Source organism: Aeromonas sp. 603607 (assembly GCF_049171595.1).
Lineage (GTDB): Bacteria > Pseudomonadota > Gammaproteobacteria > Enterobacterales > Aeromonadaceae > Aeromonas > Aeromonas veronii.
In genome coordinates this window covers 68967-93053 of the sequence record NZ_JAAKOV010000004.1, presented here as the reverse complement: position 1 = coordinate 93053, position 24087 = coordinate 68967, and the positions used below count along the sequence as shown (strand labels likewise).

The window sequence follows — 24087 nt, the reverse complement described above, 5'->3', positions numbered from 1 at the left end:
CTCATCGGATGCGGCAACGGGTGTGAAGTAACAGATATCGGAGCAAACATGGCACAACCCAGACTGAAAATGCGCCTCGGCGACCTGCTGGTCCAGGAGCAGATCATCTCTGATGATCAGTTGCAGCTTGCCTTGCAGCAGCAGCGTCAGACCGGACGCAAACTGGGTACCACTCTGATTGACCTCGGCTTTATCAGCGAGGTACAGCTGCTGCAGTTCCTCGCTCGCCAGCTGGATGTGCCCTTCTTCGATCTCAATAACCTCACCATTGACGCCGCCGCGGTGCCGTTGCTGCCCGAAGTGCAGGCGCGCCGTTATCGGGCGCTGGCAGTCAACCTCACCGACAACAAGGTGACGGTGGCGATGTCGGATCCGGCGGACTTGAGTGCGCTGGATGCCATCGCCGCCCTGCTGAGCCCGCGGGAGATGGTGCTGGCGGTCGCGCGGGAAGGGCAGTTGCTGGACTATTTTGACCGCCTCTATCGCCGTACCCGCGAGATTGAGAGCTTCGCCGAACAGCTGCAGGAGGAGTATCAGGACTCCGGCTTCGAGTTGGGTTCCGGTAATCTGGGGGCCAGTGACGAGGGGGAGGCGACGGTAGCCAAGTTGCTGCGTTCCCTGTTCGAGGATGCGGTACAGGTGGGCGCGTCGGATATCCACATCGAGCCGGACGAGAAGGTGCTGCGCATTCGCCAGCGGATCGACGGCATTCTCCACGAAAACATCCTCAATGAGGTACGCATCGCCCAGGCGCTGGTGCTGCGCCTCAAGCTGGTGGCCGGGCTCGATATCTCCGAGAAGCGGCTGCCGCAGGATGGCCGTTTCAATATGAAGGTGCGCGGCCGTGATGTGGATGTGCGGATGTCCACCATGCCGGTGCAGTATGGCGAGTCTGTGGTGATGCGTCTGCTGGATCAATCCTCCGGCATCCTCTCGCTGACCGAGACCGGCATGCCGCCGGAGATCCTGACCCGTTTCCGCCGTCAGCTCAAACGCCCGCACGGCATGATCCTGGTGACCGGCCCCACCGGTAGCGGCAAGACCACCACCCTCTATGGCGCTCTCTCCGAGCTCAACCAGTCCAGCAACAAGATCATCACGGTCGAAGATCCGGTGGAGTATCGTTTGCCCCGTATCAGCCAGGTGCAGGTCAATCCCAAGATCGGTCTCACCTTTTCCCACGTGTTGCGTTCTACCCTGCGTCAGGATCCGGACATCCTGCTGGTGGGTGAGATGCGTGACAACGAGACGGTGGAGATCGGCCTGCGTGGCGCCATCACCGGTCACCTGGTGCTGACCACCCTGCACACCAACGATGCGGTGACCAGTGCCTTGCGCCTTATCGACATGGGGGCGCCCGGCTATCTGGTGGCGAGTGCCCTGCGGGCTGTGGTCGCCCAGCGGCTGGTGCGGCGGGTATGTGAGCACTGCGTCGAGGAGAAGGCGCCCGACGAAGGGCAGGCCACCTGGCTCACCGTGCTTTCCGGCGAGGCGCCTGGCCAGCATACCTATCACAAGGGCCGGGGTTGCCAGAGCTGCAACTTTACCGGTTATTCCGGCCGGATCGGGGTCTACGAGCTACTGGAGCTGGATCAGCCGATGATGGATGCCCTGCGCCGCAACGATGCGGAAGGGTTCGCCAAGGCGGCCCGTCAACACGAACACTACCGGCCGCTGGCCCTCACTGCCCTCGATTATGCCCGTCAGGGGATCACCTCGGTGGATGAGGTGTTGCGACTGGCCGAGGATTTGGGGTAAGCGATGGCTAACTTTGCTTACAAGGGGCGTGACAGCCAGGGCAACGCCACCAGTGGCGTGGTCGAAGCGGCCAACGAGATGGCGGCCGCCGAGCAGCTGATGCGCCGTGGTGTGATGCCCACCGAGCTCAAACCGGGCAAGGCCAAGTCCGCCGCCATCGACTGGTCACTGTTGCTGGAAGGTGGCGTCAAGCTGGATGAGCTGGTGATCTTCAGCCGCCAGATGTATGCCCTGACCCGGGCCGGGATCCCGATCCTGCGTGCCATCGCTGGGTTGGAGGAGAGTACCCACAGCAAGCCGCTCAAGCGGGCGCTTCACTCGCTGGGGGAAGATCTTGGCAACGGTCGCCCGCTCTCCAGCTCGATGCAGGCGCACCCCAAGGTATTCAGCAGCCTGTTCGTCGCCATCATCCATGTGGGTGAGAACACAGGTCAGCTGGAAGAGTCCTTTTTGCAGCTCGCCAACTATTTCGAGCTGGAGCTGGAGACTCGCAAGCGGATCAAGACCGCGATGCGCTACCCCAGCTTCGTGATGATCGCCATCGGTATCGCCATGGTGATCCTCAATATCATGGTGATCCCGGTGTTTGCCGGCATGTTCGCCAAATTCGGGGTGGAGTTGCCGCTGGCGACCCGCATTCTGCTCGCCACCTCGCACTTTTTTGTCAACTACTGGTGGCTGCTGCTCACTATTCTGGCGGGGATGGTGTTCGGTTGGCGCCGCTGGGTCGCCACCACCAAGGGCAAGCTGACCTGGCACCGCTGGCAGCTCAAGTTGCCGATCGTCGGCACCATCATAGAGCGCTCCCTGCTGGCCCGTTTTGCCCGCAGTTTTTCCATGATGCTCAAGGCAGGGGTGCCGCTGAACACCGCGCTGACCCTGGTGGCCGATGCGGTGGATAACGCCTATATGGCGGGGCGGGTACGGGATATGCGCGCCGGTATCGAGCGGGGCGAGAGCCTGCTTCGCACCGCCAGCAGCAGCGGCCTGTTCACCCCGCTGGTGATGCAGATGATCGCCGTAGGTGAGGAGACCGGTCAGGTCGATGACCTGCTGCACGAAGCGGCCGAGTATTACGAGCGCGAGGTGGATTATGACCTCAAGAGTCTCACCGCCCGCATCGAGCCGATCCTGATCGGGATCGTGGCAGTAATGGTGTTGATCCTGGCGCTGGGTATCTTCACGCCTATGTGGGACATGATGAGGGCCGTAAGAGGCAAGTAACCCCGTATCTTCACGCCAGAATGGTGGGACATGATGCGAGCGGGATGTGAGTGGTTCGTAGCAAGTAACTCGGCATCTTCACACCTGAGTGGCTGGGCATGATGAGCGTCGTAAGAGGCAATAGGGCGAGGGAGTCGAGGAGTGGATGAACAGACAGACACAACAGGATGATCGCTGGCTGGCCGGATATCGGCGGATCGCCGTGATAATCCTGCTGATGGTGATCGTCACGACCCTGGTGCGCAGCTATCAGATCAACCGGGAGGAGGCGCAACAGCTTTCGCTCACCCTGCTGGGGGAGCAATTTGCGGAGCGGGCACAGCGTTTGCACGGGATCTGGCTGAATGAACGGCGCCCCGACACCCTGCATAGCGCGGGTCATGGTTGGCAATTTGATGAGCGTGGCTGGCCACTCGGACTGTTGCCCCTGCAATCACCATCAGAAAATTGTCGTCAGTTGTGGCTGGCGTTGGTGGGAGAGACGGAGGGGGGCATGCCACCCTTGCAGTTTCTGGCCCGCCCCGATGGCAGCGGGTGCGAGATGGGGTGGGATGGTTATTGGCTGGTTTATCTGTTTTCCGACGGGCGAGTGATTAAAAAGCCTTGAATGAGGCTAATCATATGACCCAACTACATGATTTTTTTAGGTCTGCATGAAATAATATCGGCCATTACCAAGGGAGCATGAAAATGAAACCAATGGCACCATCAATGTCAAATAACGGGATGACAAGAGTGACCGCCGGCTTCTCCCTGATTGAGCTGGTGATCGTTATCGTGATCCTGGGGATCCTGGCGGTAACAGCGTTGCCCCGTTTTCTAGATGTAACCGACGAGGCGAAAAAGGCCAGCGTCGAGGGCGTCTCGGGTGGTTTTGCAACAGGAGTGTCGCTAGTGCGGGCCCAGTGGGAAGCGGAAGGGCGCGCCAAACAGGATAGCCTCAATACCGTGCTCTATGACGGCAGCCGCTTCTATCTGACCACGCCGACCGATGCCCAGATCAGCAACGGCGAGTTGTCTCCCGGCTATCCCATGGATACTGCGGCTAGCGGCAATCCGGATGTGGATCCGGCCAATCTGAGCGCAGAGCGTTGTCTCAAGATTTGGGAGGGGTTGCTGCAAAACCCGCCCAAGGCTACGGCCAACTTCAATGAAGTACGCGGTAGCGGCAATGACCTGAAATACTATGCCACTGTGAGCAGTAATGGACTGGATTCGGTCTGTCGTTACTATCTGGTCAATAGTTTGAGTAAGGGCAGCGATGGCAAGTATCAGGATCCGCAAGGCAGTACTGATGCATTCATGAGTTTCAGTTACCGTCCGGCGTCCGGTCAGGTGACTACCAACATCAATTGACAGAGGAAAGTGAAATGAAAAAACAGGCGGGTTTTACCCTTATCGAACTGGTTATCGTGATCATTATTCTGGGTATTCTGGCGGTCACCGCTGCACCCAAGTTCCTGAATCTGCAGGATGATGCGCGTAAAGCAGCTGCTGATGGGGTCAAAGCATCACTACAGAGTGCGGCTCAGATGATTTACAGTAAGGCGGCTATCCAAGGTATTGAAAACTCTTCTGCGGCAGTCTCTGTTGCTGGCACTACCGTCGATGCCAAGTATGGCTATCCGACAGTAGGTACCATTGCAAACGCCGTTACTTTAGATGGGTGGGATGAAGTATCTGCATCCAAAGGAACCTTCAAGCCCAAGGCGGCTGGCAATAACGCTAATTGCCAAGTTAAATACAATGAGGCCACTTCAGCCGCTGCATTCAGTGTTGATGTGACAGGTTGTAGCAACTGATTGAATTATCAAGCGAGGCTTTGGCCTCGCTTTCTTCTTTCCCCCTATGAGAAAAACCATGCCTGCAACCAAGGGCTTTACCCTGATTGAACTGGTTGTGGTGATCCTGTTACTCGGGATTCTCGCCGCCTTTGTCGTGCCCAAATGGCTGGGCAAAGGCGGCGTTGAAACTCAAACTGTGCGTGATGAACTGCTGACCCGTCTGCGGTTGGTACAGACCGTCAATATGCATGAGCCTGCCAACCGCTGTACCCTGCTGGTGGTCGCCTCTCCCCGTTTTGCCCACCGTACTTATGCGGCGTGTCCCGCCAGCGATGATCTGGGCAGTGGTTGGACCGATAACCTGCGCACCCGTGGTCGGCTGGTGACCGCCTCTGACGGAATCACGCTTTCCCTGAACAGCAACAGAAGCTTCGTACTCCGCTTCGATCAGATGGGCAGACCGCTAGGCAGCTGTGCCAACGGTTGTACCTTGCTGGTGAGTGATGGTCGCGAAACCAGCCGCATCCAGATTGAGTCTGAGGGGTATATCCATGAGATCCCTTAAGCGCGGCTTTACCCTGATTGAGCTGATTGTCGGCATAGTGCTGCTGGCGGTGGCCTTGACCGGCATATTGGGGTTACTCATCAATCAGGCGCCCCGGGCGGTGGATCCGGTACAGCAGGTGCGTGCCGCCCAGCTGGCCCAGCGCCTCTCCGGCGAGATCCTGCAAAAGTCGTTTGATGAACATTCGGATCATAATGGTGGCCGTTATCGTTGTGGCGAGCAGGTGGCGGGGGTGAACATAGCTCCCTGCTCCGGCAGTTATGGCCCCGATGGTGAGCCGGCTCCCTACGCCTATAACGATGTGGATGACTTCGATACTGCGGGAAACTGGCGGGATGCCAGCTGGTTTACCCAGACGGCGGCGGGGATCAGCGGCGAGGAGTATCGCAATTATCAGGTCAGGATTGCGGTCAGCGCCGTCGATTTTAGCGATGGCACCTTCAAGAGTTGTACCGCGCCCTGTTCTGTGGGCAAGCGGATTGATCTGCAGATCAAGCTGCCGGATGAGAGCGTACTCGACTTCTCCTTCTACCGGGGGAACTACTGATGAATCGTTCCGCTGTCGGGTGTTGCCTGCCTGTCCGAAAGTCCGCTCCTGTAACCACTTCCGGCCTCCGATTATGTCTGGCGGCTAGTCGAACTTACCGTAAACCTGGGGGTAACAGTGGCTTTACCCTGGTCGAGCTGGTGATGGTGATCCTGCTGCTGGGCATCATGGCGACATTTACCAGCCAGTTTATCGGCATCGGCAGCCAGATCTATGGTGATGCCAGCAGTCGTGAGCAGTTGATGAGCGATGCCCGCTTCGCCATGGAACGGCTTAATCGCGAACTGCGCGATGCGGTGCCGGGATCGGAGCGGATCGAGACGCTTGATGGTACCTGGGTTGACTCGGGGGCTTGCCTGCGGTTCTGGCCTATCAGCACCTCCAGCCGCTATCTGGCGCTTAACCGTGCCATGTCGGGGAGCACGGCCACCCTTGAGCTGGTGATGGCGACCCCGGCTTCTGCTGCCAGCCCGTCGAGTGCAGATCCGTTAGCCGTCGGCAAAGGTGACTGGATGATCGTTTTCCCGGTACCTGACCCAAGTGCAGGGTCGCTGCTGAGCAATTGTGAATATGGCCGCTGTGTGGCCAGGGTTGCTGATGTGCTGGCGCCCGTCTCCGGCGCACAAACGATCCGCTATACCAATAGCGAGAGTCTGGCTGGCCTCTCTCCCGGTAGCCGTGTCTACTTTGCCAATCAACAGGTACGTTATTGCGTTGATGGGGGCACCCTCACTCGTGCCAGTGCCGCAATCGGTGCTCCTTTACCTGCGCAAGGCGTGCTGATGGCAGAGTCGCTCCGCGCTGGCGGTTTCTATCGGGAAACATCGGCATTCAACGCGGAAGGGGAGTTTGGCATGCGGTTCTTGTTCGAACGCAAGGGGGAGTCGGTCACCTTCAGCCACAAGATCGAGGTGTTCAATGTCCCGTGATGCACTCCCGGCAGGACGGATGCGTGGTAGCGCCCTGATGATCGCCCTGTTTGTGATCGTGGTGATGGCGCTGCTGGCGGCCGCCATGGGCCGTTTTCTGGTCGACAGTAGCGAGAAAAATACCGTGGAGGTACGCAGTGTGCGTGCTCTGCTGGCCGCCCAGAGCGGGCTGGAGATTGCTCTGTATCAGCTGTTTCCGAACCGGCCTGCTGCGCCATCTCCCCAGGATCGTTGTGACTGGATCAGCCCGACCCCCTCGTTCACCGGCGTTACCGGTCTGGTGCAGTGCCAAGTTGCTGTGCGTTGCACTCAGGTTCCGGTGACCTATAACGGTGCCGTGACTAATGGCTATCGTCTCGAGAGTGTCGGAACCTGTGGTTCCTCTGAACTGGATAGTGCGAGTCCCGATTTTGCCGTGAGCAGAACTCTGATGCTTGAAGCGTATGACGGAGGCGGACAATGAAATGGGTATGGGCGCTTGCCCTCTTTACTGGCCATGTCTGGGCCTTCGACCCTATCGACACAGGCACGCTCTTTCCGGATGTGGTGCAAGGGCATCATGGCAACAACAATAACGTTTGCCATCAGATTAGCGGCTACCAGCTTAGCCAACTCAACAACGCCAAGATCAACGGTTCCGGCGGTTTGCCTCTCAACTTCTGCTCCATCCAGCCGGATCAGAACAATACGCCGCGCTGCGATGATGGTACTGGCGGCTACATGGTTTGTAGCGTTACTGGCAAAGATATCCGCGGGCTGTCCCTGAGCGGGAATAATGCTTTTCCCGCCATCACCTCCAATTCGACCCAGCTCTGTTCGTTCGGTGCGCAAACGGCTTCCAGTACCTCTTATGGTGCGATGACGGTAGAAAACTGCACTATGACGTTCCCCAGCCGCAGCACCTACCTGATCAAGACGCTGACAGTGCGCAACAACGCGATCCTGGTGCTGGGGGAGGGGGATTACTTCATCGACAAGCTGATTCTGGACAGCGGTACCATCCGTCTCTCAGGCAGTGGCACCACCCGGATTTTCGTCAATCAGGATGTCAAGCTGGTCAATACGGTCAATATCAATGCCAATAATCAGGGCAGTCTCATCTGGGTTAACTATAACGACATGGTGATCGACAACCGCACCACGTTTTATGGTTATCTCTATGCCGATGGGAAGCTCACCATGAACAATAATGCCACCGTCTATGGCAGGGTGACGGCCCGCTATCTGGCCATGGATGCCCAGTCCAGCATCAATGAAGCGGTACTTCCGCCGATGCTGACCTGTTTTGTCGACGGTTTCGAAAGCAGCCAGATCAACCCCGACAGTTGGGTCGTGGCTCAGCGCAACAACAGCACATTGCCATCGGTGCAGAATGGTCGCCTGCGTCTCACCCAGAACGTCACCAACCAGGCCACGTCGGCCACTTTCCAGCGCCTCTTCCCCGGGGCTGGTAACCTGGTGACGGTCGAGTTCGATCAATACGCCTACAAGACTTCCGGCACAAGCGGGGCGGATGGCATGGCGGTGGTGCTCTCGGATGCCACCCTGACGCCACAACCAGGTGCGTTTGGTGGCCCCCTAGGATACGGTTTCAAGACCGGGATCAGTGGTTTTGCGGGCGGCTGGCTTGGTGTCGGGATCGACGAATACGGCAACTACGCCAATGAGGGGGGGTCTTATAATATCGGCTCCCGACCGCAGGCCGTATCTATTCGCGGATCCGGCTCCGGTACCTCCGGTTACCGCTACCTGGCCGGAACCGCCAGCAATCTCAACCCGACCGTCGACAGCGGTACCAACAGCAATCGCCCCCACCGCTATCGCATTACGGTCGACTCTCGCACGGCGGGCAACTCGGTGGCCACCGTCGAACGGGATAGCGGTGACGGGTTTCGTACGCTCGTTGGTCCAATCAACATGACGAGCCAGACCGGCCAAGCGACAGTACCGGGCAACTTCCTGCTGTCATTGACTGGGTCCACCGGGTCGGTGACCAACTTCCACGAGATCGATAACGTGCGGATCTGTGCGCTGCGTTCCAGTCCAGTGGGCACCCAGATCGATCATTTCGAATTCGATCACAGCGGCAATGCGCTGACCTGCAACCCTGAAACCCTGACCATTCGGGCCTGTGCCAATGCCGACTGCAGCCTGTTGGTGACCGAGCCCGTGACTGCCACCCTGCAACCCGCAACGAGTACCAGCGGTGGTTGGGTGGGAGGCAATCAAGTGAGCTTCAGCGGAGGAACCACCACGCTGGCGCTGCGACAGAATACCGCCGGTACGGTGACCGTCGGGGTCAGCGGCTCGACGCCCTCGACCAAACCGTTGAGTACCACCCTGTGCCGGGTTGGCGGTGGCGCCAAGAGTGCGGCTGCCTGTACGCTCACCTTTGCCGACAGCGGATTTATCTTCGACGTGCCCGACACCTACTCGAACCAGCCGCAGACGGTGACCATCAAGGCGGTCAAGAAGAGCGACGTGACCAGGCAGTGCGTGCCGGGGTTTGCCAACCAGAGCAAGAGCGTCAAGTTCTGGGGTAGCTATATCACCCCCACCAGTAACCCCTATAACAGCCAGATGAGCGTCAACAGCAGTACGATTGGTGCCAGTCAGGGCGCTGCAACGCCGCTCTCCCTCGCATTCGATGCTCAGGGGCAGTCGACCATAACGGTTAAGTACCCGGACGCGGGCAAGGTGCAACTGGATGCCCGTTATGATGGTACCGGCAGTGAAGCCGGTCTGGTGATGCTCGGCGCGGATCAGTTTGTAGCGCGTCCGGTGGGCTTGTGCATTACCCCTCCGCAAGGGGTATGCGCGGCAGGTGATAGCAGCTGTCCAGTCTTCAAAAAAGCGGGGGAGACGTTTCAGGTAGATATCAAGGCGATGGCCTGGGAGTCGGCTAATGATGGGGATATCTGCGCAGGAAATCAGACTACGCCCAACTTTGTGCTGAGTGGCATTGGCTTGGGTAGCACCTTGGTGGCACCAAGCCCCGGCTCCAATGCCGTATTGGGTACTTCTACTTACAACCACGTGGCAGCGACCAACAGTGTCAATAGCCTTAGCCAGACTGTGAGCGAGGTGGGAGTGTTCCGGATGACGGCGACGCCACCAGCCAATGGCTACTTCAATTACACCATCCCATCAGCCCAGAGCCAGCCGGTGGGGCGTTTTATTCCTGCCGACTTCAATCTGGTCAGCGGTGATATCGTGCCGGCCTGCAATGCGTTCTCCTACATGGGCCAGCCCTTTGGCGTTGCGCTGGATGTGCTGGCTCGTAACACGACGGGTGTACAGACCCTGAATTATACGGGGCCCTTTGCCAAGGGGAGTGCTTTTATCTCGGTTGCCAATAACCAGGATGGTAAATCCCTGTCGAACCGCTTGCGCAGTTTGCAGCCGTTGCCATGGCTAAATGGCCGGGCGACTTTGACTGCCGGTAGCAGCGAGTTTGTGCGCCTCTCTGACACGCAACCGGATGGTCCCTACAACTCTTTGCTGTTTGGCCTTTATATGAGGGATAACGATGGCGACAGAACGCTGATTGCCAGCCCGAATTTCAATGATGCCGTAGTGGGTAACTGCAGTGGCCGCGGTTGTAATGCCCGTTTAATCGACAGTGTGCCAATGAAAGCCTATTTCGGCCGCCTGCAGGCGGGCACGGAGGCAGGCCTGGCCTCGGCGCCGCTGGCCATTCCGCAGCAGATGCAATATTACGAAGCGGGCAACTGGTTGTTGAACAAGGAAGATCAATGTACCCAGCTCTCTTTGGCCAATCAGGGGTTCACTTTCCTCAACCCGAGTCACACCTTTGATGGGGCCAGCCGTGACCTGGAGCTGGGGGCGGGTCGCAAGATAAAGCTGGGGTTGGGCAGTTCGGCACCGGGTGGGGAGGCTGCACTGGCGAAAGACGGGGAGATCCTGTTCCACTTTGCCAAGCCGGACATCTCGGTGCGCATCCCCTACAAGGTCGAATTGGCAAAACAGCCGTCGCAGCCACTCTGGTTGTCTGACCCAACGAGTGCCAATGACGGCAACCTGCAAGGTGAGGCCATTTTCGGCTCCAGCCGGGGTAATGACAGAATTATTTATCGGCGCGAAGTATTGCACTGAATGATGTGAAAGGAGGAATGGCTCAACAGCATCCCCCTAAATCCTTGTTTATTAGTGTTTGCAAGCGTGTGCGAGTGAGTGATGACTCGCATTTTTGTCGCGCCTGATTGATTGGCGACAGTTTGAGCGCTTGCCCATTGGGGTGGGCATTGGTAAAGTTAGCCGGTTTTCTGCACCTCCAAATTCTTAGGATTTCCCGTAGCCATGTTCAAAAAGCTCAGAGGCGTCTTTTCCAACGATCTGTCGATCGATTTGGGAACTGCCAACACCCTGATCTATGTAAAAGATCAAGGGATCGTCCTTAACGAACCCTCAGTTGTCGCCATTCGCCAAGAGCGCGGGAACGCCAAATCGGTCGCTGCTGTCGGTCATGCCGCTAAGCAGATGCTGGGCCGAACCCCGGGCAACATTTCCGCAATCCGCCCGATGAAAGATGGCGTGATCGCCGATTTCTACGTGACCGAGAAGATGCTGCAGCACTTCATCAAGCAGGTTCACGACAACAACTATTTCCGCCCCAGCCCGCGCGTGCTGGTGTGTGTACCGTGCGGTTCAACCCAGGTTGAGCGTCGCGCCATCAAGGAATCCGCACTGGGTGCCGGTGCCCGTGAGGTCTACCTGATCGACGAGCCTATGGCCGCTGCCATCGGTGCCGGCCTGCCGGTCTCCGAAGCGACCGGTTCCATGGTCGTGGATATCGGTGGTGGTACCACTGAAGTGGCCATCATCTCCCTGAACGGTGTGGTCTACTCCCAGTCTGTCCGTATCGGTGGCGACAAGTTTGACGAAGCGATCATCAGCTACGTCCGTCGCAACTACGGCAGCCTGATCGGTGAAGCTACTGCCGAGCGCATCAAGCACGAGATCGGCTCCGCCTACCCGGGCGAAGAGGTGCGCGAGATTGAAGTACGTGGTCGCAACCTGGCTGAAGGTGTGCCGCGCAGCTTTACCCTCAACTCCAACGAGATCCTGGAAGCGCTGCAAGAGCCGCTGTCCGGTATCGTGGCTGCCGTGATGGTTGCGCTGGAACAGTCTCCGCCGGAACTGGCATCCGACATCTCCGAGCGCGGCATGGTGCTAACCGGTGGTGGTGCGCTGCTGAAAGATATCGACCGTCTGCTGATGGAAGAGACCGGTATCCCCGTCGTCGTTGCCGAAGATCCCCTCACCTGTGTGGCCCGTGGCGGCGGCAAGGCGCTGGAGCTGATCGATATGCACGGTGGCGATCTGTTCCACTACGAATAAGACCCAAAGCCGGCCAGCGTGCCGGCTCTTTTTTGACGACCCATGAAACCCATTTTTGGTAGAGGCCCTTCGCTTCAGTTACGGTTGTTTCTCGCCGTCATCATCTCCATTGCTGCCATCGTCGCGGATTCTCGCTTCGGTGTGTTTACCCATGTCCGCGTCTACCTCAGTTCGTTAGTCAGTCCGTTGCAGTACATGGCCAATGCGCCCGGCACCCTGCTCGACACCATGTCGACCCAGGTGCAGACCCGCGCCGATCTCATCGAGCAGACCAAGCAGCAGGAGCAGCAACTGTTCACCCTGCGCGCCCGCCTGCTCAAAATGGATCAGCTGGAGCACGAGAACCAGCGGCTGCGTGAGCTGCTCGGTTCGCCGGTGCACAAAGAGTCCCGCAAGATGGTAGCCGAGCTGCTGTCGGTGGACTCCGACCCCTTCAGCCATCAGGTGCTGATCAACAAGGGGGCACTGGATGGCGTCTACAACGGTCAGGCAGTGATCAACGATCAGGGTGTGATTGGTCAGGTGCTCCATGTGGGCTCCACCACCAGTCGCGTCCTGCTGATCACCGATTCCAGCCACGGCATTCCGGTGCGGGTGCTGCGCAACGATTTGCGTGCCATCGCTTCCGGCAGTGGCGAGCTCGACAAGCTGGAGCTGCGCAACCTGCCGCGCAACACCGATATTCAGGTGGGTGATCTGCTGGTCACCTCCGGTCTTGGTGGCCGCTTCCCGGAAGGTTATCCGGTGGCAACCGTGACCCGTTCCGAGTATGTGGAGGGCAAGCCCTTCGCCCAGATCGAGGCCAAACCGCTGGTCGAGCTGGATCGGTTGCGCTATCTGCTGCTGCTGTGGACCGACAAGAAGCCCGAGGTAAATGACAAGGATGGCGAACGCCCGGCCCCCGCTGCCGCTGCGTCCGCCGCAGGAGCCACTCGCTGATGCTGCAACCCGCCAGTGGCAGGATCTGGATCTGGATCTCGATCCTGCTGGCTTTAAGCCTGTCGATCCTGCCGCTTCCCTTTGAATTTGATCCATTCCGTCCGGACTGGCTGGCCATGGTGCTCATTTACTGGGCACTGGCGTTGCCGCACCGGACCAACGTCGGTACCGCCTGGGTGGCCGGTCTGCTGCTGGATGTGCTGCTTGGCAGCACCCTCGGCGTGCGCGCCATGGCGATGGCCATTACCACCTATCTGGCGGCCTTCCAGTTCCAGAAGATCCGCAACTTCTCCCTCTGGCAGCAGGCGCTGATCATCGGCTGCCTCTCGCTGGTGGGCAAACTGACGGTCTTCTGGGCCGAGCACCTGTTTAGCCGGGCCAGCCTCAACTTCGCCTACTTTTGGTCGACGTTGACGACGATGCTAATATGGCCCTGGGTGTTTCTGGTGTTGCGCAAAGTGCGGCGCCGCTTCAATATCAGGTAAATATGAGCAAAAACAACGAACTGCAACTCTATCTCGCCTCGGGTTCTCCCCGTCGTCGCGAACTGCTGACCCAGCTTGGCTATCGTTTTGATGTGCTGAAACTGGATGTACCGGAGCAACGGGAAGAGGGGGAGAAGCCGCAAGATTATGTCTGTCGTCTCGCTCGCGACAAGGCGATGGCGGGTGTGGCGTGTGCGCCGACAGCGTTGCCGGTGCTGGGGGCCGACACCATAGTGGTGCTGGGGGATAGGGTGCTGGAAAAACCGTCCGATCTGCTCGATGCCAAGGATATGCTGGAGGCGCTCTCCGGCAAGGTGCATCAGGTGATGACCGCGGTGGCGCTGGCCAGCCCCGAGCGTTGTGACGTGCGACTGGTCACCACCAACGTGGCGTTTCGCAAGCTGGACGAGGCCGAGATCGAGGCTTACTGGCAAACCGGCGAGCCCTGTGACAAGGCCGGGGCCTACGGCATTCAGGGTATTGCCGGCAAGTTTGTCAGCCGTATCGAAGGGAGCTACAGCGCCGTGGTCGGCCTGCCGCTGCTGGAGACGGATCTATTGATCAAGCAGCATCTGGAACAACACAAGTAATTTTCCGTCAGCTGTGCTCTGCTGCGTTCTTCCTTGCGCGCGTTGTACCGGATTGGCTGTATAAGAATTCAAAACTGGAACAGGCAAGGTTAGTTATGTCGGTAGAACTGCTGGTTAACGTTACCCCCTCCGAAACCCGGGTCGCTCTGGTCGAAAACGGTCTGCTGCAGGAAGTGCATGTAGAGCGTCAGGCCAAACGCGGCATTGTCGGCAACATCTACAAAGGCAAGATAAGCCGGGTGCTCCCTGGCATGCAGGCAGCCTTCGTCGATATCGGCATGGACAAGGCGGCCTTTTTGCACGCCTCCGATATTGTGCCCCATACCGAGTGTGTGGCGGTGAAGGAGAAGGAGCAGTTCCAGGTCGGCAATATCGCCGAGCTGGTGCGTCAGGGGCAGGACATCATGGTGCAGGTGGTGAAAGATCCGCTGGGCACCAAGGGGGCCCGTCTCACCACCGACATCACCCTGCCATCCCGCTATCTGGTCTTTATGCCGGGCAGTGCCCACGTCGGCGTCTCCCAGCGAATCGAGTCCGAAGCGGAGCGGGAACGCCTCAAGCGCACCGTGGCCGGTTATGTGGATGAGCTGGGTGGCTACATCATCCGTACCGCCGCCGAAGGGGTGGGGGAGCAGGAGCTGGAGCAGGATGCCGCCTTCCTGAAGCGGCTGTGGCGCAAGATCCTCGAGCGCAAGCAGAAGTATCCCCCCTGCAAGATCCTCTACGAGGATCCCAGTCTGGCCTTTCGGGTGGTGCGCGACTTCGTCGGTGCCGAGCTCGACAAGATCCGCGTCGACTCGCGCCAGAGCTTCGATCAGCTCAAGCGCTTCACCGAAGAGTACGTGCCTGAGCTGGCCAGCAAGCTGGAGTACTATCCCGGCGAGTCGCCCATCTTCGATCTCTATGACGTGGAGAACGAGATCCAGCGGGCGCTGGAGCGCAAGGTGGAGCTGAAATCCGGCGGCTACCTCATCATCGACCAGACCGAAGCCATGACCACGGTGGATATCAACACCGGCGCCTTTGTCGGCCACCGCAATCTGGAAGAGACCATCTTCAATACCAACGTCGAGGCGACGGCGGCCATCGCCCGTCATCTGCGCCTGCGCAATCTCGGCGGCATCATCATCATCGACTTCATCGACATGCAGTCGGAAGATCACCGCCGCCGGGTGCTGCACAGTCTGGAGCAGGCGCTGTCAAAGGATCGCGCCAAGACCAACGTCAACGGCTTCTCCCAGCTGGGTCTGGTAGAGATGACCCGCAAGCGCACCCGCGAGAGTCTGGAGCATGTGCTCTGCTCCGAGTGCCCCGAGTGCAAAGGGCGCGGCCGGGTCAAGACGGTGGAGTCGGTCTGCTTCGAGATCCTGCGGGAGATCATCCGGGTCAATCGTGCCTACGATGCGGATCAGTTCACCGTCTACGCAGCCCCTGCCGTGGCAGACTACCTCCATGGCGAGGAGTCCCACAGTCTAGCTGAGCTGGAAGTGTTTATCGGCAAACAGGTGCGGGTAGTGAGCGAACCCCTCTGTGGTCAGGAGCAGTTCGACGTGGTGATGATGTAATTGGTCTATCGCTGGCTGAGTCGGGGCTGGTTGGCCCTGGGGGTTCTGTTCGTACTGCTGGCCATGCTGGTCACCCTGGTACGGGTCGGAGGCCCTTTGCTGAATCAGTACCGGGAGAGCCTTATCAACTCTCTGCTCGGCGATTCGCAAATCAAGGTCAGCGTCGATCAGATTGGGCTGAGCTGGACACAGTCTGGCCCGGCCCTCGAGCTGCAACAGCTCGCCGTCGCCCCGGATTCGGGGCGTTTTGCCGTACAGCTCGGCAAAGCCTGGGTGCATCTCGACTTCTGGCGCACCATTAACGAGCTAAAGCCGGTGTTTGGCGAGCTGATCCTGAGCGATGGCGATATCACCATCGACTTGGGCCAACCGGCTGACGAGAGCCCCTCTGGCGATCCCCAGCAGGGCGCCCTGCTGCGCTTTCTGCTGACCCAGCTCTCCACCTTCGATGTGCACAACACTCGTCTCAGCGTCACCACCTCCCTCGGTGATCTGCGCGCCCTCGACATCGCCCAACTACGCTGGCAGAACCGTGGCAAGCGCCATCAGGGGGTCGGCAAGGCTTACCTCATCAACGGGGTGGGTGAGAGCACCCTCGATCTGATTCTGGATGTGGACGCCCCGACTGCCCGGCTCGATCGCCTCAAGGGGCAGCTCTATCTGGGGGCCCGCCAGCTCGATATCACCCCGACCCTGGCCAGGATCCATGCTGGTGAACCCAGGGTTACCGGTCAGCTCGACTTCCAGCTCTGGAGCGAGTTTGACAGCGGCAAGCTGGGCAATACCCTGCTGGCGTTTGGCAACAACTACCTGATCTGGAAGGATCCCAAGAAAGGGGAGATGCACCGCTTCGGCCTCGATGGCGGCAAGATCCAGCTGCGCCGTGACGGCACTGACTGGCAACTGGCCAGCCATAACGTCACCTTCAAGCTGGACGGCAAACCCTGGTTGCAGAGCCGCTTGCAGCTGGAGCGGGTCGGGGATCGGGTGCAGGGCTATGTGCCGCAGATCGATCTCGAGCAGTTTGCTCAGCTGAGCCAGCTGGTCTCCGCGATTTATCCTGCCCAGAGCGAGCTGCTCAAGCAGACCAAACCCAAGGGCAAGCTGACTGATTTGACCCTGCAGGCCGATGCCGGGTGGCAGGATATCTCCCTCAGTGGCCGCTTCAGCAAGGTGCGCCTCAAGGCGTGGCAGGATATACCCGGGATGCAGGATCTCAACGGCGAGTTCTGGCTTACCCCGACCGGCGGTAGCGCCAGATTGGCGCTGGCGAACGACAAGGTTGATCCCGCCCGTCACTTCAAGATGCCGATCCCGGTCGACAACTTCTCGGCCCGCCTCGACTGGTGGCGCGAGGAACAGGGCTGGGTGCTCTACGGGCAGGATATCGCGCTGGATAACCCGGATCTGACCCTGTCCAGCCGTTTCCGCCTCGATCTGTTCGAACACCCTTTCCTCGCCCTGACCGGTCGCATCGATGTAAAGAATGCGGGCCATGCGGATCGCTACTTCCCGCTGCAGGCGATGGACAAGGGGCTGGTGGATTACCTGAGTGGCGCCATCAAGGGGGGCAAGGCCAAGGGGGCCGACCTGCTCTGGTATGGGGAGTTTCGGGATTTCCCCTACGACAACGGCAAGGGCATCTTCCAGGTGGCGGTGCCGCTGGAGCAGGCCACCTACGAGTTCTTCCCCGGTTGGCAACCGCTTACCGACCTGCAGATCGATCTCTTGTTCCAGAATGCCGGTCTCGATATGCGCAGCCGCTCCACCAAACTCGGCAAGGCGAGCTCCGACTCGGTGCATGCCTGGATCCCGGATCTCTCCCCCGGTGCCCACCTCTATGTGGATGCCAAGGTGCAGGGGGAGGGCAAGGCCATCAGCGACTACCTGCAGGACTCCCCACTGGGCAGTTCGGTAGGTCAGGCGCTGCGGGAGATCGAGATCCGCGGCCCGATGGCCGGTTCGGTCAAGCTCGATATTCCTCTCGATGGCGAGAGCGAGGTCAAGGCGAGCGGCGATGCCACCTTCAGCAACAACAAGGTGCGGGTTGCCAGTCTGGATCTGCCGCTGGAGAAGGTGCAGGGACGCCTCGAATATGACAACGAACAGACCCGTTTCAGCAACCTCAAGGCGAGCCTGTGGAACCAGCCGCTGACCCTCGACTATCAGGGGCGCCAGCATCCGGATCACTATCAGGTCGACCTCGATTTCAAGGGGCAGTGGGATAGCCGCCGCCAGCCCGCTGCCATCTCCTCGTACGGTATCCTCAACGGTCGCAGCAACTGGGGCGGCAAGCTCGGGTTGACCCTGCCCGAGAGCAAGCCGTTCAGCTTCCAGCTGGCGCTCGACTCCAACCTGCAGGGGATGGGGCTGGATCTGCCGCTGCCGCTGGCCAAGAGCAGCGCCAGCCGACTGCCGCTCAAGGTGATCGCCCGTGGCCGGGATGGCAGCGCCGACATTCGCGCCGTACTGGGGGCTGATGTGGATATGCAGACCCGACTGGTCTACGGCGAAGGGGTGCCTTATCTCAGTCGGGTGCGGGTCGATGTGGGCCAGCCGGGCGCCCGGGTAATGCGCGATGCCCCCATGCTGCTCGCCATCAACCAGCAGGAGGCCGATGTGGGCGGCTGGCTGGCCAGACTCAAGCAGTGGTTGCCAGCGCAGAACCAGACTGGCAATGCGGTGGTTGGCCCCGCCTTCCTGCCGCAGGAGTGGTGGGTGGATGGACAGCTGGCTCGCGCCTATATCGGCAGTGCCACCCTCAAGGCGGCGCGCTTCACCGTGGGGCCGACCAAGCAGGCGACCGAGGTGATGATCGATAGCCCCGATGTGATGGGGGTGATCCGCCTGCCCGCAGTGTCCAATCGCCCGGTGGATGCCAAGTTTGCCCGCATCTACTGGTCCGGCAAGAGTTCGGATCTCAGCCCGGATCCCGATGCGAAGCAGGATAACGCCATCATGGCTTCGATCCCCTGGCTGACATTCAGCTGTGTCGATTGCCGCTTTGGCGCATTGCCGCTCGGTGAAGTGAAAGGGGAACTGGTGCCCGGTGCCAACAAGGTGACACTCAAGGGGCTGGATGTGCGGTTGGCGGGGAGCCAGCTCACCGGCAGCGTCGACTGGCTGGCCGATGGCAACCGGATGGAGACCCGCGCCCGTGGCAAGCTGACCAGCAACAACAGCGAGCTGCTGCTCAAGCGGCTCGGCTACACCTCACCCATCGGCGATGCTCCCGGTTCACTTGCCTTTGATCTGAACTGGCAGGATGTGCCCTATCGCCCGAGCCTGCCAACCCTGGGGGGCAGTGCCAACTATCAGCTGGAAGGGGGCACCCTGCGGGAGGTCAACGACAAGGGGGCGCGGCTGCTCTCCCTGCTCAGCCTCGATTCCCTGCTGCGCAAGCTGCGGCTCGATTTTCGCGATGTGTTCGACAAGGGCTTCTACTTCGAATCCATGTCCGCCTCTGCCACCATCAAGCAGGGGCAGGTCAGCAACGATGATTTCTATATGAAGGGGGCGGCAGGCAACCTGCGCGGCGAGGGGATCGCCGATCTGGTGCGCTGGCAGCTCGACTACGAGTTAAGCTTCTCCCCCAATCTGGGTGGCACCCTGCCGGTGGTGGCGGCTTTCTCCATCACACCGGTCACGGGGCTCTATGTGCTGGCCCTCTCCAAACTGCTGGAGCCGGTGGTGGATGTGGTGACCCGCATCGATTTTCGCATCTCGGGCCCGCTCGACGCCCCCAAGCTGATCGAGGCGGGGCGAGATCGCGCACGCATCAAGCTCAACCAGCAGCAGAAAGAGGCGGTTGACGCCGTTGCTCCCAGCCTGCCGACCCAAGAGGTGACCCCTTTCCTGCTGAGCCCCAAACACGCGGGGCCCGCTCAGCGCTAAACGAGCGGCCCGGCATCATCACAAGGAGTGAGCCATGATCCGACATATCCTGCTGATCGCCTTCAAGCCGGGCACCCAGCCTGCCCAGATAGATGCGGTCCGTACCGCCTTTCTCGCCATTCCCCATCAGGTCAGCGGCGTGACCGCCGTGGAGTGGGGTCGTGATGACAGCCCGGAGGGGAGAGCCGAGGGGTTTACCCACAGCGTGCTGATGACCTTCGCCGACGAAGCGGCCCGCCAGCGCTATCTGCCCCATCCTGATCACGATGCCCTCAAGGCCATCTTCCGCCCGGTGCTGGAGCGCATCATAGTGCTGGATTACACCCTGCAGGCGGGGGATGCTGTCACCGTCTAATGGCCCAAGCGACAAGGAGAACGTCATGTGGTTAGCCGCAATACAGCTGGTATCTGGCCGTCACTGGCAGGATAACCGGGAGCAGATCGCCGCCGAACTGGCGGCCTTGCCCAAAGAGCAGCCGCTGCTGGTGCTGCTGCCGGAGAACTTTGCCCTGTTTGGCGAACGGCAGGGTTATCTGGATGGGGCCGAGGCCATAGGTGAGGGCCCGATCCAGCAGCAACTGGCTGAATGGGCACGCGATTACGGCATCTGGCTGGTAGCCGGGGCCATGCCGACCACCATCGCAGATTCCGACCATATCCACACCAGCTCGCTGGTGTTTGACCCAAGCGGTGAGCTTAGGGGCCAATACCACAAGATCCACCTGTTCGACGTAGATGTGGCGGATAATCACGGCCGCTATCGGGAGTCGGAGACCTTCAGCCCCGGCGAGTCGCCTGTGTTGGTGGACTCCCCCTTTGGTCCCCTCGGCCTCTCGATCTGTTATGATCTGCGCTTTCCCGAGCTCTACCGCCAGTTGGCCCGTGCCGGTGCCCGCGTACTGCTGGTGCCTGCCGCCTTTACCGCCGTGACCGGCGAGGCGCACTGGGAGCCGCTGCTGCGGGCCCGCGCTATCGAAAACCAGTGCTACGTAGTCGCTGCCAATCAGGGCGGCACTCACGAAATGGGGCGCCAGACCTGGGGCCACAGCATGGTGATCGACCCCTGGGGCCGGGTGCTGGCGAGCAAAGAGTGCGGGCGCGGCACAGTGCTGGCGAAGATGGAGCCCGGGCTTATCGACGAATTGAAACGCACCATGCCGGTGCTGAGGCATGCCCGGTTGCTGTGATCCCGGGATGTTGATCGACGTAGGGTGCAACAAGCGAAGCGCATTGCACCTGTGCCGATCTTGGGGTTGGCGGCGCCATTCACGGCGCCCATTGCACCCTGCGAATACGAACTGAACACCGGGCCACACCGGATGAATTAACCGTTACGACATCTCACGTCGAGATTGGAGAAGAAGATTGAGTCTATTGAGCCAGGTTAGTGCCTCCCTGTTGGCCCCGAACGATCTCGACGAAGGGCGCCTGCAGCAGCTGCTCGGCAGCCTGATGAGCCATCAGGTGGAGTTCGGCGATCTCTATTTCCAGCGCAGCTGGCACGAGTCCTGGATGCTGGAAGATGGCATCGTCAAGGATGGCAGCTACAACATCGATCAGGGGGTCGGGGTGCGCGCAGTCAGCGGCGAGAAGACTGGCTTCGCCTACTCGGACGAGCTGAGCCTGCTGGCGCTGCAACAGTCGGTGACTGCCGCTCGCGGCATCGCCGCAGCCGGTGCTCACGGCAAGGTGAAGGCGTGGGCCCGCACCGAAGCGAACCTGCTCTATCCGGCCATGGATCCGCTGCAGACCCTCGACAAGCATCAGAAGATCGCCCTGCTGGAGCAGATGGACAAGTTCGCCAGAAGTCTGGATCCCGCCATCAATCAGGTGATGGCCTCCATCAGCGGCGTCTACGAAGAGGTGCTGGTGGCAGCCACCGACGGCACCCTGGCCGCGGATATTCGTCCGCTGGTGCGTCTGTCGGTGACCGTGATCGCCGAGAAGGGCGATCGCCGCGAGCGTGGCAGTGCCGGTGGCGGTGGCCGCTTTGGTTACGACTGGTTCCTCGAACTGGACGGGCTGGAGAGCCGCGCTTTTGGCTATGTGCGTGAAGCGGTGCGCCAGGCGCTGGTCAATCTGGAAGCCATCGACGCGCCAGCCGGTACCATGCCGGTGGTGCTGGGCTCCGGCTGGCCCGGCGTGCTGCTGCACGAAGCGGTGGGTCATGGTCTGGAGGGGGATTTCAACCGCAAGGGATCTTCCGCATTTGCTGGCCGCATCGGCGAGCAGGTGGCCTCCAAGCACTGTACCATCGTCGATGATGGCACTTTGCCGGGTCGCCGTGGTTCCGTCTCCATTGATGACGAGGGGACACCGGGTGGCTACAACGTGCTGATCGAGAACGGTATCCTCAAGGGTTATCTGCAAGATAAACAGAACGCTCGCCTGATGGGGGTACCGCTCACCGGCAACGGGCGCCGCGAATCCTACGCCGCCATGCCGATGCCGCGCATGACCAACACCTACATGCTGGCGGGTCAGTACGATCCGGCCGAGATCATCGCCTCGGTGAAGAAGGGCATTTATGCCCCCAACTTCGGTGGCGGTCAGGTGGACATCACCTCCGGCAAGTTTGTCTTCTCCGCCTCCGAGGCCTACCTCATCGAGGATGGCAAGATCACCGCTCCCATCAAGGGGGCGACCCTGATCGGCAACGGCCCCGAGGCGATGAGCCAGGTCTCCATGGTGGGCAGCGATCTTGCGCTGGATCGCGGGGTTGGCATCTGCGGCAAGGAGGGGCAGAGCGTGCCGGTCGGTGTCGGCCAGCCCACCCTCAAACTGGACCAGCTCACCGTGGGTGGCACCCAGTAAGCCTCGACGCAGAACAAGAACAGAGAGAAACCATGCTTACCCTGTCGAAAATATCCAATATCAGGAGCCAGCTCTCCCCCAGCGAGCTCAAGATTGCCGATTACATCCTCTCCTGTCCGGAACAGGTGACCCACTTCTCCTCTCAGGAGCTGGCCCAGCAGGCGGAGGTGAGCCAGTCGAGCATAGTGAAGTTCACCCAGAAGATCGGGTTCAAGGGCTTCACCGCCTTCAAGCTGGCGGTCAGCGAGGATCTGGGGCGCAAGCATGCCATCAAGACCGACAATGTCGGTGATCTCTACAATGGCATCGGGCGAGACGATGATCTGGAGACCATGGCCAAGAAGCTGGCGCAGGAGAAGATAAATTCTATTATCGAGACCACTCAGGCTCTCGACAGTGCTCTGCTGAAGCAGGTACTCGACACCATAGATGGCGCCGGGCGGGTACAGCTGGTGGGGATTGGCGGTTCTGCACTGACCGCCAAGGATCTCTGGTACAAGTTGCTCAAGATTGGCGTAACTACACTGTTTGCCCAGGATAGCCATGTGCAGATCTCCATCGCCCAGACCCTGGGACCGGGTGATGTGCAGCTGGTCATCTCCTATTCTGGCGCCAGCCGTGATGTGCTGGCGGCGGCCGAGCTGGCCAAGCGCAATGGTGCCACCCTGATTGCCGTGACTTCGTTCCGGCAAACCCAGTTGCGCCAGATGGCCGACATGGTGCTGGATACGGTGGCGGAGGAGAACGAACTGCGTATCTCTTCCATCTCCTCCCGTACCGCCCAGAACACCATTACCGACATCCTGTTCCTCGGCCTGGTGCAGCGCAGAGACGAGCGAGCCTGGGCCCTGATTGACGGTACCCGGGATGCCATCGACCGACTCAACAAGGAGTGATGCCTGCTCTCCCGCAGCATCATCCGTACAACAAAAAACCACCTGAACAGGTGGTTTTTTGTTGTCTGCTAGAGGTCAAGGGCCCAGCGGATAAAGGCTTTACGCCGCTTGGCATCGGCCGCCAGATAGAGTTCCCGCAGGGTGGCATCCGCCTGCTCCGGCGTAAGTGCCGAAGCTGTATGAGCGGTAGTTGCGGCTTGTGTTGCGAAAATGGGGGCCGGACTCACTGTTGGCGTATGGCTTGCCAGCAGGGCCTGGTAATCGGTGCCCAGACTATCCTGGTTGCGTGGCAGGGCTTGTAGTGCCAGCGGTTGTGAGGTGCCCTTGTCGTCACTCAGCAGCAGGGCCGGGCTGGCGGCAAACTGGCGGATAGCCGAGGATCTGGTCAGCACCGGGGTGGTCAGTTGCAGCGTCCCTTGTGATGGTGCTGTAAGGGTGAGCAGCAGAGGAGCCGAGGTCACGCGTCCCTGGCTCTCGTTGGTGGAGCGAGGGTCACTTGGGCTGTCAAAGCGGACCAGCAGTCGGGACTCTCCCGCCGGGAGCTCAATGATCCGGGTGAAGGCCGAGGGTTTGCCCTGTGGCGAGGCGAGCAGGGTGAGGGTATCGGCCAGCTCCAGTCGGGCGGCCGTGGCCGGTACACTGAGCAGCAGGGCAAACAGGGGGGATAATAGTAGGGGAGAGAGCAGGGAGGATCGTGCCATCATAAGACTCCATGAAGGAGCCGGCCCGCAGGCCG

General features: G+C 60.1%; 21 protein-coding genes. 20 read left to right on the top strand and 1 reads right to left on the bottom strand.

The window, feature by feature from the left end:
- The first annotated feature begins 48 nt into the window (after positions 1-48).
- The 20 genes from mshE to G5315_RS05820 all read left to right on the top strand — a co-directional run bounded on the left by mshE (position 49) and on the right by G5315_RS05820 (position 23351).
- A complete protein-coding gene (gene mshE / locus G5315_RS05915) occupies positions 49-1758 on the top strand; it encodes an MSHA fimbrial ATPase MshE (RefSeq protein WP_236346262.1) in 1710 nt (569 codons plus the stop codon).
- 3 nt (positions 1759-1761) lie between these two features.
- A complete protein-coding gene (locus G5315_RS05910) occupies positions 1762-2982 on the top strand; it encodes a type II secretion system F family protein (protein ID WP_421332704.1) in 1221 nt (406 codons plus the stop codon).
- Between the two features lie 145 nt (positions 2983-3127).
- Positions 3128-3589 carry a hypothetical protein gene (locus G5315_RS05905; RefSeq protein WP_128834793.1) on the top strand — a complete coding sequence of 154 codons (462 nt, stop codon included), beginning with the start codon at positions 3128-3130 and terminating at the stop codon, positions 3587-3589.
- Positions 3590-3666: 77 nt separating this feature from the next.
- Positions 3667-4338, top strand: a complete 672-nt coding sequence (locus G5315_RS05900; protein WP_421332703.1) for a type II secretion system protein — start codon at positions 3667-3669, stop codon at positions 4336-4338.
- Positions 4339-4352: 14 nt separating this feature from the next.
- Positions 4353-4784, top strand: a complete 432-nt coding sequence (locus tag G5315_RS05895) for a prepilin-type N-terminal cleavage/methylation domain-containing protein (protein WP_319920144.1) — start codon at positions 4353-4355, stop codon at positions 4782-4784.
- A gap of 58 nt (positions 4785-4842) precedes the next feature.
- A complete protein-coding gene (locus tag G5315_RS05890) occupies positions 4843-5331 on the top strand; it encodes a type II secretion system protein (protein ID WP_128834795.1) in 489 nt (162 codons plus the stop codon).
- Positions 5318-5878 (top strand): type II secretion system protein, encoded by a 561-nt coding sequence (locus G5315_RS05885; protein ID WP_128834797.1) that lies wholly within the window; start codon positions 5318-5320, stop codon positions 5876-5878. Before G5315_RS05890 ends, G5315_RS05885 begins: the two co-directional genes overlap by 14 nt.
- Entirely contained in the window at positions 5878-6807 is a 930-nt protein-coding gene (locus tag G5315_RS05880) for a PilW family protein (RefSeq protein ID WP_421205601.1), read from the top strand. The genes G5315_RS05885 and G5315_RS05880 overlap by 1 nt, the downstream gene beginning before the upstream one ends.
- Before the next feature lie 37 nt (positions 6808-6844).
- Positions 6845-7270 (top strand): MSHA biogenesis protein MshP, encoded by a 426-nt coding sequence (locus G5315_RS05875; RefSeq protein ID WP_216954499.1) that lies wholly within the window; start codon positions 6845-6847, stop codon positions 7268-7270.
- Entirely contained in the window at positions 7267-10923 is a 3657-nt protein-coding gene (locus G5315_RS05870) for a DUF6701 domain-containing protein (RefSeq protein ID WP_421332701.1), read from the top strand. The genes G5315_RS05875 and G5315_RS05870 overlap by 4 nt, the downstream gene beginning before the upstream one ends.
- 204 nt (positions 10924-11127) lie before the next feature.
- Positions 11128-12168 carry a rod shape-determining protein gene (locus tag G5315_RS05865; RefSeq protein WP_005340051.1) on the top strand — a complete coding sequence of 347 codons (1041 nt, stop codon included), beginning with the start codon at positions 11128-11130 and terminating at the stop codon, positions 12166-12168.
- Between the two features lie 42 nt (positions 12169-12210).
- A complete protein-coding gene (gene mreC, locus G5315_RS05860; RefSeq protein ID WP_216952752.1) occupies positions 12211-13107 on the top strand; it encodes a rod shape-determining protein MreC in 897 nt (298 codons plus the stop codon).
- A complete protein-coding gene (mreD, locus tag G5315_RS05855; RefSeq protein WP_033112548.1) occupies positions 13107-13592 on the top strand; it encodes a rod shape-determining protein MreD in 486 nt (161 codons plus the stop codon). The genes mreC and mreD overlap by 1 nt, the downstream gene beginning before the upstream one ends.
- Positions 13593-13594: 2 nt before the next feature.
- Complete coding sequence (locus tag G5315_RS05850) at positions 13595-14182, top strand: Maf family protein (RefSeq protein ID WP_227341517.1); 588 nt, start codon at positions 13595-13597, stop codon at positions 14180-14182.
- Positions 14183-14277: 95 nt separating this feature from the next.
- Complete coding sequence (rng, locus tag G5315_RS05845) at positions 14278-15747, top strand: ribonuclease G (protein ID WP_005340056.1); 1470 nt, start codon at positions 14278-14280, stop codon at positions 15745-15747.
- Positions 15748-19641 carry a YhdP family protein gene (locus G5315_RS05840; RefSeq protein WP_421332699.1) on the top strand — a complete coding sequence of 1298 codons (3894 nt, stop codon included), beginning with the start codon at positions 15748-15750 and terminating at the stop codon, positions 19639-19641.
- Between the two features lie 34 nt (positions 19642-19675).
- Complete coding sequence (locus tag G5315_RS05835; RefSeq protein WP_005357731.1) at positions 19676-19996, top strand: Dabb family protein; 321 nt, start codon at positions 19676-19678, stop codon at positions 19994-19996.
- A 25-nt stretch (positions 19997-20021) separates the two neighbouring features.
- The gene (locus tag G5315_RS05830; RefSeq protein WP_421332698.1) at positions 20022-20828 is read left to right on the top strand and encodes a carbon-nitrogen hydrolase family protein; all 807 of its coding nucleotides are present in this window, start codon (positions 20022-20024) and stop codon (positions 20826-20828) included.
- A gap of 178 nt (positions 20829-21006) precedes the next feature.
- Positions 21007-22455, top strand: coding sequence for a metalloprotease TldD (gene tldD, locus G5315_RS05825; protein WP_213393445.1), 1449 nt, complete (start codon positions 21007-21009; stop codon positions 22453-22455).
- A 32-nt stretch (positions 22456-22487) separates the two neighbouring features.
- A complete protein-coding gene (locus G5315_RS05820) occupies positions 22488-23351 on the top strand; it encodes an SIS domain-containing protein (RefSeq protein WP_108588468.1) in 864 nt (287 codons plus the stop codon).
- A 68-nt stretch (positions 23352-23419) separates the two neighbouring features.
- On the opposite strand, the gene G5315_RS05815 is transcribed toward G5315_RS05820, so the two are convergent.
- The gene (locus G5315_RS05815) at positions 23420-24055 is read right to left on the bottom strand and encodes a DUF2057 family protein (protein WP_421332697.1); all 636 of its coding nucleotides are present in this window, start codon (positions 24053-24055) and stop codon (positions 23420-23422) included.
- Positions 24056-24087: the final 32 nt, after the last annotated feature.